The following is a 13,498-nucleotide window of genomic DNA, read 5'->3' on the forward strand; positions in this document are numbered from 1 at the left end:
AAAGGAGCGATCTTGATGCAAATGGATGTTACAACTGATGCGCTCATTGCAATCACCATCTTATGGGGATTCGTTTTTATCTATGCAGTGATGGCATCAATGGATTTCGGAGCAGGATTTTGGTCGATGATTTATATGAATAGAGAACAAACAAAAGCCGCTAATATCGCAAATAAGTACCTTTCTCCAACATGGGAAGTGACAAACGTCTTTATTGTCGCCATCGTTGTCGCATTGTTCAGCCTGTTTCCAGGTGCGACCTTTGTACTTGGCACCGTTTTATTAATACCCGGCAGCATCATATTATTACTTCTTGCACTGCGAAGCGGGTTTCTCGTGTTTTCTCATTCACTGCCTAAGAAATACCGAAAAGCGGTGACGTATATTTCAGGGATCAGCGGCTTTATCATTCCGTCCATCCTGATCATGGTTCTCCCAATCACCCATGGTGGCTTTATCTTTCAGGAGAACAACGCCTACTCATTAGATCTTGGACTGGTCTTTACAAGTGCAAATGTCTATTCTTTTGTCGGCTTTGCCATTTTCAGCACCCTTTTCCTTTCGTCCTTGCTTTTAGCTGATTTCTCTAATGTAGCTGATGAAGATGAAGCTTACAGCATTTATAGAAGAGGAGCGCTCATTACGGGTCCACTTTCACTTATGATGGCCTTTTTTATCATGCTGACATTACGAAGCGAGGCCAATTGGCTGTTCACAAAAATGATGCAGAACATCCCTATTCTTCTTGTATCTCTCCTAATGTTTCTGCTCGCAGGACTGGCTCTATTTTTACCAAACAGCCGGTTTAAGCACCGGAAAGGAAGACCACGCCTTGCCGTCATTGCGATTACCATTCAATATTTCTTAGCAAGCTATGTGTATGGACGTGCCCATTTGCCTTACATGGCTTATCCAGATATTACAATCATGTCTGGATTTACAGACCCTGTCACATTTAGGGCATTATTTATCACCTATATTGTAGGTTTTATCATCTTGTTTCCCGGATTTTATTTCTTCTGGAAATTATTTATGAAGGATAAGCGCTATATTCGTCAGGAAGATTAACATGAATGGACGAGCTTCATTTCGGTTACATTATAGATGAAAGACATACTCAAAAGGAGGTCATCTGTATGAGTCAAAAAATCCTTTGTGAAGTCAATAACTGTTCCTATTGGAATGCTGGAAACCGCTGTGGTGCAGATGCAATCTATGTCGTCAGCCACACAGGAAATACGGCTGAGAAAAGCGAAGAAACGGATTGTAAAACGTTTAAACCACAAGACCTTTAAGTCTCATTAAAGGAGGCGCTTCATTTTGAAACATGATCGGCTGCTTCAAACGTTTTTTGACGAAATTCATGACGCGGATGAAGACGCATTCCACCAAGCCGCTCACTCCTTTTTAAATCTTTGGGATTATGAATATGGACATGCATCAAACATGCCAAATGAAATTCATCAGTATATCGGACAGCTTGCTTATGACAGCGAGCTGGTTGAAGAGTAAGAAAGAGCGGATCATCGCTCTTTCTTTTTTGTTCAGACAGGAAGGAAAAACTTTCTCTCACTATACCTAGATTCTATTGTGGATACAAAAGGTGATTCCTTCGTTTTTATCTCACAAAATCATGTTTTGTAAACACGTCGATTTTATCTGAAAACGAACGGAGCGCTTGGTAATCAACTTCCACGCCCATTCCTGGGGAGCGAGGCACCTCAATAAACCCATTTTCAACCTTAATTTCAGGAAAAATGATATCCTGCTCCCAAAATTTTGACGAAGCTGAAATATCACCGGGAATCGTAAATTGAGGAAGCGAAGCAAGTGCCACGTTCTGCGCTCGGGAAATACCTGTTTCAATCATCCCTCCGCACCATAACGGAATTTGATTCTCCTTACTGAACGTATGAATTTTAAGAGCCTCTGTCAGTCCGCCAACTCGTGAAGGCTTCACATTAATAATTTGACAGCTGCCAAGCTCTACAGCTTTTCTAGCATCATCTAAAGAACAAATACTTTCATCTAAACAAATCGGCGTTTTTAAATGCTTTTGCAAATGGCGGTGGTCCACAATATCATCTGCAGCTAGAGGCTGTTCAATCATTAATAAACGAATATCATCGAGCTGCTTAAGCTTGCTAATATCTTTTAATTCATAAGCAGAGTTTGCATCTGCCATTAATGGCAGATCAGGAAAAGACTCTCTGATCTTTTGAAGAAGTCCAATATCTTGTCCCGGTTTAATTTTCACCTTCACCCGCTGATAGCCTTGATCAACAAATTGCTGAATTTGCTCAAGCATATCGTCAATTGGGCCTAACCCCGCCACAACACCAGATGGTATTCTATCTTTTGTACCGCCTAATACATCGCGTAAAGACTTATTCTCACGCTTCGCATAAATATCCCAAACAGCCGCTTCAATGCCTGCTTTCGCCATCCTATTGCCTTTAAAATGATACAGACTGTCAGGGATTTCTGAAGGATGTGTAAAGGTGCGCGTCAGCACGTTCGGGATAAAGAAAGCCCTCAGCATATGATAGCAAGTCTCAATTGTTTCTTCTGTATACCACGGAGAAGAAAAAGCAGATACTTCTCCCCATCCAGTCAATCCTGTCTGATCTTTTACTTCAACAATAATAAACTCACGCTCTGAAATGGTTCCAAGACTTGTTGTAAATGGCTGTTTAAGCTTCATCGTGACATGATATAAAATTACTCGTTCAATTTGAATCATTTGAAAACCCCTTTGATCTGAGTCTGTGCCTTTGCAATTTATTCGACGCATTTCTTGGCAGCTCGTCCACAAAGTGAAAAGCGGCGGGCCATTTATATTTGGCTAAATGCGACCCACATAAAGCATAGAGCTCATTCTCCGGTATCTTATCATCTGTTACAAGGAAAGCAGCAGGTACCTCTCCCCACCTATCATCATACATACCCGTTACTCCGGCTTCCTTTACATGCGGATGTGTTAGCAGAACCGCTTCAATTTCCGCAGGATAAATATTTTCTCCGCCAGAAATAATTAAATCTGAACGGCGGTCAAGCACAAATAAGAACCCTTCCTCATCCACATAGCCAATATCACCCGTTTTCAGCCAGCCCTCATCAAAGGCAGCCGCGGTCGCTTCTTCACGGTAAAGGTATCCTTTCATCACATTTGCACCTTTCACTATAATTTCGCCATGCTCAAAAGGACGGCAAATGCGATCACCATCTTGAATTTTCAGCTCACACCCAAAAAGAGGTTTTCCCGCTGAACCAAGCTTCTCTACACTAAATTCGGGCGCAAGGGTCACAATTTGTGAACAGGTTTCCGTCATCCCGTACGATTGAAAGACAGGAAAGCCCTTTTCTTTGCTTTCTTGGAGCATCGCATAAGGCGCAGGGCCTCCTCCTAATAAAAGACAGCGCAAAGAAGATGGACATTCTGCCAATCTGCTTAATAAACGAGATAACATCGTCTGCACAACGGAAATCATCGTCACACGATGCCGTTCAATAGAATCCTTTACTTCATCGACGTCAAACTTCTGATGAAGCACGACTGTCATTCCATATATCACAGACTTAAATAAAGCAGATAAGCCGCTAATATGAAAAAGAGGCAGGGCAATGAGCCAGCGGTCATCCTCTCTGAGACCCAGATTCAGTGCAGAAGAAACAGCACTATGAAAATGATTGCCATACGTTTGCTCTACCCCTTTTGGACGTCCTGTTGTCCCAGATGTATACATGATGGTCGCTGTTTCATTCAAATCAAATTCACTCTCGATCTTGTTGATATGGCCTTGCCCTGGTTCAGGTAAAGTTTCCATTGTATAAACGGGTAAATCACCCTCATGATCGCTTGCATAACTAGATTCTGTTAATAACGCCGCGGCTTTTGCATCTTCTAGCTGATAGCGCCTTTCAGCTTTTGTCAGCTTATTATTCAATAGCACAATTTTTAACCCTAATAAAAAACAGGCATGTACAAGCATCACCATATGAGGATGATTGTTCATCAAAAGCGCAACCGTTTCCCCTTTTTTCAATGATGCCTGAGCAAGTCTATTTGAAAGCACTTCCGCTTCTTGAGCTAATTCGTGAAATGTCCACTCCTTCTCTTGATAAATGAGTGCGACTCGATCTGGCGTTAAATAGGCACGGTGCAGCAGCCAATTAGGTTGCTTCATCATGACACCTCCTTTTTGTAAAAGAAAACAGCTTAGTCTGATGCACTAAGCTGTTGTTCATTGATATCATTGAATCAAGGGAAACGCGGGAACTGGCCGAAGTCCGGCTTGCGTTTTTCCTTAAAGGAATCGCGTCCTTCTTTTGCTTCATCTGTTGTGTAATAAAGAAGTGTCGCATCTCCTGCAAATTGTTGAATTCCAGCTAATCCATCCGTATCTGCGTTAAATGCAGCCTTCAAGAATCGTAAAGCAGTCGGGCTCTTTTCTAGCATCTCCTCACACCACTTCACCGTTTCCTCTTCAAGCTGATCTAATGGGACAACTGTGTTAACAAGTCCCATATCAAGCGCTTCTTGTGCATTGTATTGACGGCATAAGTACCAGATTTCTCTTGCTTTCTTATGACCAACAATACGTGCAAGGTAGCCTGAACCATAACCAGCATCAAAGCTGCCTACTTTTGGACCTGTTTGTCCAAAAATCGCATTATCTGCTGCAATCGTCAGGTCACACACAACGTGAAGAACGTGTCCTCCGCCAATCGCGTAACCTGCTACCATTGCGATAACTGGTTTTGGAATGACACGAATCAAACGCTGCAAATCTAATACATTTAGACGTGGAATTTGATCGTCTCCTACATAACCGCCATGGCCGCGAACTTTTTGGTCTCCACCAGAACAGAATGCTTTTCCGCCAGCACCTGCAAGAACAATTACACCAACTTCTGAATTATCACGAGCCCGTGAAAATGCATCAATTAATTCACTAACAGTCTTTGGGGTAAACGCGTTATGTACGTGTGGACGATTAATCGTAATCTTTGCGATCCCATTGTACGTTTCATATAAAATTTCGTCATACTGACGCTCTGTTTGCCATTCAATAGCCATCAATATTTCCTCCTCTAATCTTGCTCTAAAATAAACTCACTTACTATTTTACCAAAAAAATGTGGTTGTTCCACATGAACTGTATGCCCGGCATGCTCAGCCAAAATGAATTGACTTCCTTTCAGCTCCTGCTGCATACGTTTGCCGATATGGCAGAACTTTTCATCAAGCGTTCCGCAAATGAACAAAGCAGGCAAATGAATATGCTTTAACGCCTTCCAAACAGACGGCTGTGAACCTGTTCCAATTCCTTCTAAGCTGCGAGCCAGTCCAAGAGGATTGGCTTTGAGTCTTCCCTCTCTCAGCTCAGTCTGCCTTTCAGCTGATAAAGTTTTCTGAGACGCAAACAAAGGAATGCTTTCCCAAAAATCCACAAACTTCACTAAGCCTTCATGTCTAATCTTTTGAGCAAGCTGATGATCATGCTTTAGTCTTGCCATCCGCTCTTTAAAAGTGCGAAGCCCAGGAGACGTACTCTCAAGGATCAATTTATTGACACGATCTGGATAACGAGCGGCAAATGATAAAGCAATACGTCCTCCCATAGAATATCCGAGAATATTCACTTTGTGAAGCTTCAATTGGTTTAAAATCTCTACAAGATCTGCCAGCTGCTGAGACATTGCATATCTTCTCACACTTTCTGGCGAGTCCGTACGCCCATGTCCGAGCAAGCTGACCTGAATCAGTCTTGTATTCTCCAAATAAGCATTCAAGAACGTCCAAGACGCTGCACTTCCAGTGAATCCGTGTAAGCATAGTGTAGCATTTGCTGCCGAAGGGTTCTGGTCCACCACTTCGTACGCTACCCCATCACGCATTCTTATGATGAGAGAAGGCATTCTTTTTTCACTTCTTCCAATATGTCATCCATCATTTGACGATGCTTGTCTACACGGGAATGACGATCTGTTTCAATTTCAATTAAATGAAGACCAGGTTCATCGATATGCGCCATGTACACATCATGTAACTCTTGTTTCGTTGCCGGTTTCGAATAGGTTCCCCCATATAACTTCGATGCATACTCAAAATTCAGTCCTGTCGGCGTACCGAAGAGCTTTTCATAATACGGTTCATCAGACGCCTGCGGAAGGAAAGAAAAGATACCTCCCCCATCATTGTTTATCAAAACAACTGTCAGCGGAATGTCCATCAGCTTAGCTGCAAGCAGACCGTTCATATCATGGTAAAATGATAAATCTCCAATGACTAAAGTGACTGGCTGCTTCAATGCTGCATACGTGCCAAGTGCTGTGGACACAACGCCGTCAATGCCATTTGCTCCGCGATTGGCCATCATTCGAAAAGGCTTGGACTGAGTTTCAAAAAATGTATCTACATCACGTATCGGCATACTATTTCCGATAAAAAGGACACTCTCCTTTGGCAAGAGGTGCTGAAGCTGACGATACACATTCCCTTCAAAGGACAAATCCTCATCTGAATAGCGGGCTGCATGCGTTCTGAATGAAGAATTAACATTCTGCCAGCAGTTTAAGAAACTTGTCTCTTTACGTTGTACTGCTTGATTTAATGCTGCTTCTACAAAAGCAGACACAGTACTTTCAATGACGTATGAAGCACTTAACCCAGGATCACGAAAACCTCCGGCTGCATCTACAACAATCTGCTTCACTTCCGCATGTTTTTCCAGCCACTTGAATAAGGGCTTAGATACAGGCATCGGTCCAAAACGAATGATCATATCCGGTAATAGATGCTGCTGCAATGCTTCATCTTTCAATAAAGAATCATAAGCGTCGATAATTAGCTCTTTATTCTCATGTCCGTTGCGCAAAAGAGACAGCGGGTCAGCTAAAATAGGTAAATGCAGAGCTTTCGAAAGGCGTAAAACTGCCTCTATTTCTTCCTGTGTATGAAGTTCACCAGCCACAATCAGTCCCTTTTTGGAATGGTTCATGACGGTTACGATTTCAGACATCACTCGATCATTTGGGAATGTCTGACCTGATGCTAATACCTTTTTCGTGTCTGATTCTTCTCTCGCGAAAGGATCAATAGACAGATCAGGAAGCAATGGTTCTCTCAGAGGTACATTAATCTGAACAGGCCCCTTTGGCTCCTGCATCGACATGTGATTTGCTCTCGCAGCTGCTGTCTGAACATATCGCAGCATTGTTTGACTTTCCTCTGGCAATGCTAAGTCTGTGAACCATTTAACAAACTTACCGAATAAGAATTGCTGATCAATCGCTTGAGGTGCTCCAACTTCCCTCAATTCGTGCGGCCGATCAGCAGTTAAAACAATAAGAGGTACACGAGAATAATGCGCCTCTACAATGGCTGGATAAAAGTTAGCAGCTGCTGTACCTGATGTACAAATAAGCAGCACTGGTGATTGACTTGCTTTTGCAAGACCAAGCGCATAAAAAGCAGCAGACCGTTCGTCCACTAAAACATGGACATGGATGTCTTGATGAGCAAGAGCCAGCATCGCAAGCGGAGTTGAACGAGAACCTGGACAGACAACTGCCTCTTTCACACCACCTTGGACGAATTCATCCATCAATCTGCCTATATATGTTGTCATGATGTGATTATTCAATAGGATGACCTCCAAGAGCAGACAGCATTGGTCTTAACTTCACTTGTGTTTCCTCATACTCCTGCTTTGCAAGGGAATCCTCTACAATTCCGCAGCCAGCGAATAAACGAACATGATCTTCCTCAATAAGACCTGACCGAATGGCTACAGCAAATTCTCCATTATCCTGAGAATCAATCCAGCCTACCGGCGCTGCATACCAGCCGCGCTTAAGCGGTTCGATTTCACGAATCACTTCTATAGCCTTTTCCTTCGGATATCCGCCTAGTGCCGGCGTCGGATGAAGCTGCTCAATTAATGAAAAAAGGGAACAGCTGCTTTTAATTTCTCCCACAATCGGTGTAAACAAATGCTGAATGTTTTTTGTTTTATAAAGACTTGGTTGATTTGGTTTATGCACATGAAGGCAATTCGCTTTAAATGCTTGCTCAATCATATTGACGACAATTTGATGTTCAATCAAATTCTTCTCATCATGCAGCAGTTCCTCGCCTAATGCGTGATCCTCCGCTTCATCTTTTCCGCGAACAATGGAACCTGCTAAACAGGATGAAAAGACCTCTCCGCCGCTTTTTTTCACTAAGCGTTCCGGCGTTGCTCCGACAAATGCTTGTCTTCCCTGTTCAACTGCAAATACATAACTCGTTGTTTGATGCTTTAATAATTCTGCTAATAGTGGAGCAAGTTCAATTTGATTTTTATAGTGAAGCAAGACTTCTCTTGCTAAAACAACCTTTTCATATTCGTTTGCACGAATGTGGTCTGTCGCTTCTTGGATCGCCTTCATCCATTCGTTCACATCCAGCTCTTCCATATGAACAAGTTCAGCTTGTCCACCAGTTCGTACTGGCAATGTCTCGAAACGAGAGGCCTTTTGTTCTAATTCTTGAATAAGCTGATGAACATTCCCGTCCACCTGCTTCCACTCATTGATCGTAAGAAAGCTGCCTTCTTTTGAAACAGTCAGCATGATCGATGGCACAAAAAAATGAGCCTCGCCAAATGCTTCCCAATGACGCGCCTTCTCTTCGTGCGGATCAAACGAGAATCCTCCAAATAAAAGCGGACCAACAGCCGCTTGCTTTAACTCCTTCTCATCATGAAAATGGAACATGTGCTGCTTTAGCTGTTCCCATTCTTGATGGACTATATCGAATCGTTCCTTGCCTTGCTCAGATGATTTAATGACGGCCGCTCTGCCAAGTCCAGAAAATATCATTTGGCTTTCTGGATCAGACCAAAAAAACCGCTCGCCTAAAAAATCCGCTTCGCCGCTTTGGAAAAAGGCAAGAGGATCCAGATCGTCAACTCTTCTGGAGTAGCTTATCAAAACAGCATGGTTGACGTTATTCGCTTCTTCTAATGTCGCGAGCGCTTCCTGCCGGAAAGTACTTTGCACTGTTGTCACCATGATACATTCCTCCAAAATCCATGAAATAACATAAAAAAATAAAACCCATAATGAAAAAATACATGAACATTCGAATATGTCGAATGACCTGCTTTTCTATTATAAACCTTAACAGATGAACTTAGTAAAGAAAACAGCTTTTAAAACCTCGAATCCTTATTATATCACGCTTTCAAGATTTTTTCGCTCCTGCTTATTGAAACGAGAGCATCTAAGGTAAAATGGCAGGACCTGTTTCTAAAATCAAGCTTTCCTTCGATATGGCAACGATTAGCAAACATCTTTTTCCCGATTCATCGCATCAATATATTGACACCTTTTTGAACTTTGCTAAACTGGAATTTGGACGTGTACGTATTTTTTTATTTAAAGGAGTATATTTTATGCAGCATCAATCGATATCAGATCAGCTTTCACCAATAAAGCCTGATAAAAACTGGCGAATTTGGTGGAATTTACTACGACCGCATACACTAACAGCGGCATTTATTCCCGTTACTTTAGGAACTGTTTTAGCACTTCCAAGTGGTCAAATACATGGTGGGCTATTTTTAGCCATGCTGTTCGCATCTATGTTTATCCAAATCGCAACAAACATGTTTAATGAGTACTTTGATTATGTTCGCGGGCTGGACAACGAGAAATCTGTCGGCATCGGCGGAGCCATTGTAAGAAACGGTGTGAAGCCAAAGACAGTCCTCACCCTTGCTTATGCACTATTTGCGGTTTCTTTATTACTTGGGGTATATATTTGCATGATGTCTAGCTGGTGGATTGCACTAATAGGTCTTATTTGTATGGCAGCAGGCTATTTCTATACTGGCGGCCCTGTACCAATTGCATATACACCGTTTGGAGAACTTGTTTCAGGTGCTTTTATGGGATTAGGAATCATCCTGATTAGTTTCTATATCCAAACAGGCACACTGACGTCTAAAGCTGTTCTCGTCTCACTACCAATTTCTATTTTAGTTGGTGCCATCTTACTGTCAAACAATATCCGTGATTTAGACGGGGACAAGGAAAATGGACGAAGAACACTTGCCATTCTTGCTGGACGCAAAGCTGCAGTGAACATTTTACTTTCCATGTTTTTGGTATCATATGTACTCATTTTTGTTTATATCTTCACAGATATCGTCGGCCTTTGGAGTCTTCTTGTATTACTCAGTGTGCCAAAAGCCTATACAGCCATTAAAGAGTTTAAACAAAAAGAAAAACCGATTGAATTAATGAATGCCATGAAATCTACAGCTCAAACCAATACATTTTTTGGTTTTCTGCTGACGATCGCTTTGATCTTACAATACTATATCGCGTAACAAAGAACGCCTGCAGCCGCAGGCGTTTTTTAATAAGGAATTGCTTCAAATTGGAACTAGTCTTACATACAAAATTGCTCATACTAACAATATGTTTGATATGAAAGGATGATCGCTTTGTTGTCTAAAGACGAATTACATCATTTGAAGCAGCGCCTTCTCGATGAAAAGAAAGAACTTGAAGCCAAAAGCCATGACGATGAACAGAAAGTATCCTTTCCTTACGATTCGATCGGTGAATTGTCTGCCTATGATAACCACCCGGGTGATCAAGGGACAGAGCTGTTCGAGCGGGGGAAAGATATTGCTTTAAACAGCTTGGATCATGAACATATGTTAGACATCAATGAAGCACTCCAAGCCATTGCAGACGGCTCTTATGGTCTGTGCAAGGTCTGTAAAGCCCCTATTCCAAAGGAACGCTTAGAAGCCCTGCCTACTGCCGTCACATGCACAGAGCATTCAAAAGAACAGACCGTTTCACAAAACCGTCCGATTGAAGAGGATTTATTAAGTCCTCCCGCGGGACAATTTGAAAATGAAGAAAGTGCTGCGTACGATGGAGAGGATGCCTACCAAGACGTAGAACGCTACGGAAACTCTGAGACCCCCTCTGATATGGAATTCCCTCCTCTAACATACGATGATGTGTATACACAATCAGAAGATGAAGATTATGTGGAGGACTACGAAGGATTCGCAGCTGCTGATATTGAAGGAAAAGCCAGCAAGGTGTATCCGAACAAAGCACACGAGGCCTATGAAGAAGCATTAGACGAAGAAGGTGTCATGACGGTATTTGGTGACTTGAAACCGTACGAGGAAGAACCTTATACAGAAGAAAATCATTAGTCCCCTCATATTGGGGGCTTTATGTTTATATCATGTAATTATTGGGAAATCATTTTAAGAGTGAATTTGATTGGAGGAGATTCTTGATGGCTAGAAAAAGTATCATTTGGGCGATTGTCGTCTTCTTTATTACATACGCACTATTCTCTATTGCCGGATTCTTGTTCCCCATCGACAGAGAATGGTATGACGCATTGAATAAACCAGAATGGACGCCTGGTGGCGGTGTCATTGCTGCTGTGTGGGCTGTCTTATTTGCACTCATCTCATTGTCCGCAGCGATCATTTATGGAAAGTATGGATTTCAAAAAATTACATTACCATTTTGGATTCTTTTTCTTTTAAATTATGTATTCAATCAAGCCTTTAGCTTTTTTCAATTTACACAAAAGGATTTGTTTGCAGCTACAATCGACTGCCTGCTCGTCGCACTGACAGCACTTGCACTTGTCATCGTCTCACGTAAACTAAGCAAAGTCGTTCCAATTTTACTGATTCCTTATGTCTTATGGGGCTTCTTTGCCACATACTTGTCTTATACGATCTATTCCATGAATATGTAAAAAAAGACCGCCATGATGCGGTCTTTCGTTTGGAGAAAATAAAAAAGAGATCTTTGACAAGATCTCTTTTAAAAATGACCCGTACGGGATTCGAACCCGTGTTACCGCCGTGAAAGGGCGGTGTCTTAACCGCTTGACCAACGGGCCAGATCAATGGCGGAGAAGGAGGGATTTGAACCCTCGCGCCGCTTACGCGACCTACACCCTTAGCAGGGGCGCCTCTTCAGCCACTTGAGTACTTCTCCATTTGGCTCCGCAGGTAGGATTCGAACCTACGACCGATCGGTTAACAGCCGATAGCTCTACCACTGAGCTACTGCGGAAGGTCATGGTGGGCCTGAGTGGACTCGAACCACCGACCTCACGCTTATCAGGCGTGCGCTCTAACCAGCTGAGCTACAGGCCCATGAACAGATATACAAATGGAGCGGGTGATGGGAATCGAACCCACGACATCAGCTTGGAAGGCTGAGGTTTTACCACTAAACTACACCCGCAAAAATATGTATGGGGCGATTGATGGGAATCGAACCCACGAGTGCCAGAGCCACAATCTGGTGCGTTAACCACTTCGCCACAACCGCCATACTATGAATATTTTGATAAAAGTGGCTCGGGACGGAATCGAACCGCCGACACACGGATTTTCAGTCCGTTGCTCTACCAACTGAGCTACCGAGCCAAGTATTCTTTTGAAAAATGGCGGTCCGGACGGGACTCGAACCCGCGACCTCCTGCGTGACAGGCAGGCATTCTAACCAACTGAACTACCGGACCATTTTGGTTGCGGGGGCAGGATTTGAACCTGCGACCTTCGGGTTATGAGCCCGACGAGCTACCGAACTGCTCCACCCCGCGATGATATGGGTTTTAAAAAATATGGCGGAGGAAGAGGGATTCGAACCCCCGCGGGCTTTGACACCCCTGTCGGTTTTCAAGACCGATCCCTTCAGCCGGACTTGGGTATTCCTCCGTATAGATGGTGGACCTTGTAGGACTCGAACCTACGACCGGACGGTTATGAGCCGTCTGCTCTAACCAACTGAGCTAAAGGTCCTTTATAGCGGCGGAGGGGATCGAACCCCCGACCTCACGGGTATGAACCGTACGCTCTAGCCAGCTGAGCTACACCGCCATGATCAAAATAATCTTTTAAAAAGTGGAGCCTAGCGGGATCGAACCGCTGACCTCCTGCGTGCAAGGCAGGCGCTCTCCCAGCTGAGCTAAGGCCCCATAAAAGATGGTCGGGAAGACAGGATTCGAACCTGCGACCCCTTGGTCCCAAACCAAGTGCTCTACCAAGCTGAGCTACTTCCCGATCTTAATGGCGCGCCCGAGAGGAGTCGAACCCCTAACCTTTTGATCCGTAGTCAAACGCTCTATCCAATTGAGCTACGGGCGCTTATTTATAATGCCGAGGGCCGGACTTGAACCGGCACGGTAGTCACCTACCGCAGGATTTTAAGTCCTGTGTGTCTGCCAATTCCACCACCCCGGCGTGGATGGTATAAGCGGAAGACGGGATTCGAACCCGCGACCCCCACCTTGGCAAGGTGGTGTTCTACCACTGAACTACTTCCGCATTACAGGATTTCTTTATTTTATTTGGCAATGCGGGTGAAGGGACTTGAACCCCCACGTCATAAAGACACTAGATCCTAAGTCTAGCGCGTCTGCCAATTCCGCCACACCCGCATGAAA

The 13,498-nt window shown here is 43.5% G+C and carries 12 protein-coding genes and 18 tRNA genes; 6 read left to right on the top strand and 24 right to left on the bottom strand.

Going from position 1 to position 13,498, the window contains the following annotated elements:
* The first annotated feature begins 21 nt into the window (after window positions 1–21).
* The 3 genes from AAYR28_RS13905 to AAYR28_RS13915 all read left to right on the top strand — a co-directional run bounded on the left by AAYR28_RS13905 (window position 22) and on the right by AAYR28_RS13915 (window position 1,512).
* On the top strand, window positions 22–1,068 hold the full coding sequence (locus tag AAYR28_RS13905; protein ID WP_170825870.1) for a cytochrome d ubiquinol oxidase subunit II: 1,047 nt from the start codon (window positions 22–24) through the stop codon (window positions 1,066–1,068).
* A gap of 68 nt (window positions 1,069–1,136) precedes the next feature.
* Window positions 1,137–1,295 (top strand): DUF1540 domain-containing protein, encoded by a 159-nt coding sequence (locus AAYR28_RS13910; RefSeq protein WP_008360682.1) that lies wholly within the window; start codon window positions 1,137–1,139, stop codon window positions 1,293–1,295.
* 25 nt (window positions 1,296–1,320) lie between these two features.
* Window positions 1,321–1,512 (top strand): hypothetical protein, encoded by a 192-nt coding sequence (locus AAYR28_RS13915; protein ID WP_034279382.1) that lies wholly within the window; start codon window positions 1,321–1,323, stop codon window positions 1,510–1,512.
* Window positions 1,513–1,618: 106 nt separating this feature from the next.
* Here AAYR28_RS13915 and menC read toward each other — a convergent pair whose 3' ends face one another.
* The 6 genes from menC to AAYR28_RS13945 form a co-directional block, all read right to left on the bottom strand.
* A complete protein-coding gene (gene menC, locus AAYR28_RS13920) occupies window positions 1,619–2,743 on the bottom strand; it encodes an o-succinylbenzoate synthase (protein ID WP_342489576.1) in 1,125 nt (374 codons plus the stop codon).
* A complete protein-coding gene (locus AAYR28_RS13925) occupies window positions 2,730–4,190 on the bottom strand; it encodes an o-succinylbenzoate--CoA ligase (RefSeq protein WP_345808861.1) in 1,461 nt (486 codons plus the stop codon). Before AAYR28_RS13925 ends, menC begins: the two co-directional genes overlap by 14 nt.
* A gap of 71 nt (window positions 4,191–4,261) precedes the next feature.
* Entirely contained in the window at window positions 4,262–5,080 is an 819-nt protein-coding gene (menB, locus tag AAYR28_RS13930) for a 1,4-dihydroxy-2-naphthoyl-CoA synthase (protein ID WP_024424937.1), read from the bottom strand.
* Window positions 5,081–5,094: 14 nt separating this feature from the next.
* Window positions 5,095–5,922 (bottom strand): 2-succinyl-6-hydroxy-2,4-cyclohexadiene-1-carboxylate synthase, encoded by an 828-nt coding sequence (gene menH / locus AAYR28_RS13935; RefSeq protein ID WP_034279373.1) that lies wholly within the window; start codon window positions 5,920–5,922, stop codon window positions 5,095–5,097.
* Window positions 5,904–7,649: a 2-succinyl-5-enolpyruvyl-6-hydroxy-3-cyclohexene-1-carboxylic-acid synthase gene (gene menD, locus AAYR28_RS13940; RefSeq protein WP_120208877.1), complete on the bottom strand. Its 1,746-nt coding sequence runs from the start codon at window positions 7,647–7,649 to the stop codon at window positions 5,904–5,906. The genes menH and menD overlap by 19 nt, the downstream gene beginning before the upstream one ends.
* The gene (locus AAYR28_RS13945) at window positions 7,642–9,060 is read right to left on the bottom strand and encodes an isochorismate synthase (RefSeq protein ID WP_041116869.1); all 1,419 of its coding nucleotides are present in this window, start codon (window positions 9,058–9,060) and stop codon (window positions 7,642–7,644) included. The genes menD and AAYR28_RS13945 overlap by 8 nt, the downstream gene beginning before the upstream one ends.
* A 383-nt stretch (window positions 9,061–9,443) precedes the next feature.
* On the opposite strand from AAYR28_RS13945, the gene AAYR28_RS13950 reads away from it, so the two are divergent.
* The 3 genes from AAYR28_RS13950 (at window position 9,444) to AAYR28_RS13960 (ending at window position 11,797) form a co-directional block, all read left to right on the top strand.
* Window positions 9,444–10,382 carry a 1,4-dihydroxy-2-naphthoate polyprenyltransferase gene (locus tag AAYR28_RS13950; RefSeq protein ID WP_034279366.1) on the top strand — a complete coding sequence of 313 codons (939 nt, stop codon included), beginning with the start codon at window positions 9,444–9,446 and terminating at the stop codon, window positions 10,380–10,382.
* A 117-nt stretch (window positions 10,383–10,499) separates the two neighbouring features.
* Window positions 10,500–11,234: a TraR/DksA C4-type zinc finger protein gene (locus AAYR28_RS13955; RefSeq protein ID WP_120208879.1), complete on the top strand. Its 735-nt coding sequence runs from the start codon at window positions 10,500–10,502 to the stop codon at window positions 11,232–11,234.
* 86 nt (window positions 11,235–11,320) lie between these two features.
* Window positions 11,321–11,797 (top strand): TspO/MBR family protein, encoded by a 477-nt coding sequence (locus AAYR28_RS13960; protein ID WP_061109521.1) that lies wholly within the window; start codon window positions 11,321–11,323, stop codon window positions 11,795–11,797.
* A 75-nt stretch (window positions 11,798–11,872) separates the two neighbouring features.
* Here AAYR28_RS13960 and AAYR28_RS13965 read toward each other — a convergent pair.
* From AAYR28_RS13965 to AAYR28_RS14050, 18 genes are all read right to left on the bottom strand, one after another.
* Window positions 11,873–11,944, bottom strand: a tRNA-Glu gene (locus AAYR28_RS13965).
* A gap of 7 nt (window positions 11,945–11,951) precedes the next feature.
* Window positions 11,952–12,042, bottom strand: a tRNA-Ser gene (locus AAYR28_RS13970).
* 3 nt (window positions 12,043–12,045) lie between these two features.
* Window positions 12,046–12,120: transfer RNA gene (locus tag AAYR28_RS13975), tRNA-Asn, on the bottom strand.
* A gap of 6 nt (window positions 12,121–12,126) precedes the next feature.
* Window positions 12,127–12,203, bottom strand: a tRNA-Ile gene (locus AAYR28_RS13980).
* Between the two features lie 17 nt (window positions 12,204–12,220).
* Window positions 12,221–12,294, bottom strand: a tRNA-Gly gene (locus AAYR28_RS13985).
* A gap of 11 nt (window positions 12,295–12,305) precedes the next feature.
* A tRNA-His gene (locus AAYR28_RS13990) sits at window positions 12,306–12,381 on the bottom strand.
* A gap of 25 nt (window positions 12,382–12,406) precedes the next feature.
* Window positions 12,407–12,479: transfer RNA gene (locus AAYR28_RS13995), tRNA-Phe, on the bottom strand.
* A gap of 18 nt (window positions 12,480–12,497) precedes the next feature.
* Window positions 12,498–12,574: transfer RNA gene (locus AAYR28_RS14000), tRNA-Asp, on the bottom strand.
* A 4-nt stretch (window positions 12,575–12,578) separates the two neighbouring features.
* Window positions 12,579–12,655 (bottom strand) — tRNA-Met (locus AAYR28_RS14005).
* Between the two features lie 22 nt (window positions 12,656–12,677).
* A tRNA-Ser gene (locus tag AAYR28_RS14010) sits at window positions 12,678–12,770 on the bottom strand.
* A gap of 7 nt (window positions 12,771–12,777) precedes the next feature.
* A tRNA-Ile gene (locus AAYR28_RS14015) sits at window positions 12,778–12,854 on the bottom strand.
* Window positions 12,855–12,858: 4 nt separating this feature from the next.
* Window positions 12,859–12,932: transfer RNA gene (locus AAYR28_RS14020), tRNA-Met, on the bottom strand.
* Between the two features lie 25 nt (window positions 12,933–12,957).
* Window positions 12,958–13,030 (bottom strand) — tRNA-Ala (locus AAYR28_RS14025).
* A gap of 8 nt (window positions 13,031–13,038) precedes the next feature.
* Window positions 13,039–13,115: transfer RNA gene (locus tag AAYR28_RS14030), tRNA-Pro, on the bottom strand.
* Between the two features lie 7 nt (window positions 13,116–13,122).
* Window positions 13,123–13,199 (bottom strand) — tRNA-Arg (locus tag AAYR28_RS14035).
* A 10-nt stretch (window positions 13,200–13,209) separates the two neighbouring features.
* Window positions 13,210–13,295 (bottom strand) — tRNA-Leu (locus tag AAYR28_RS14040).
* Window positions 13,296–13,307: 12 nt separating this feature from the next.
* Window positions 13,308–13,379, bottom strand: a tRNA-Gly gene (locus AAYR28_RS14045).
* A gap of 30 nt (window positions 13,380–13,409) precedes the next feature.
* Window positions 13,410–13,492: transfer RNA gene (locus tag AAYR28_RS14050), tRNA-Leu, on the bottom strand.
* Between the last annotated feature and the right edge of the window lie 6 nt (window positions 13,493–13,498).

The organism is Bacillus safensis (assembly GCF_039619585.1).
GTDB classification, from domain to species: Bacteria; Bacillota; Bacilli; order Bacillales; family Bacillaceae; genus Bacillus; species Bacillus safensis.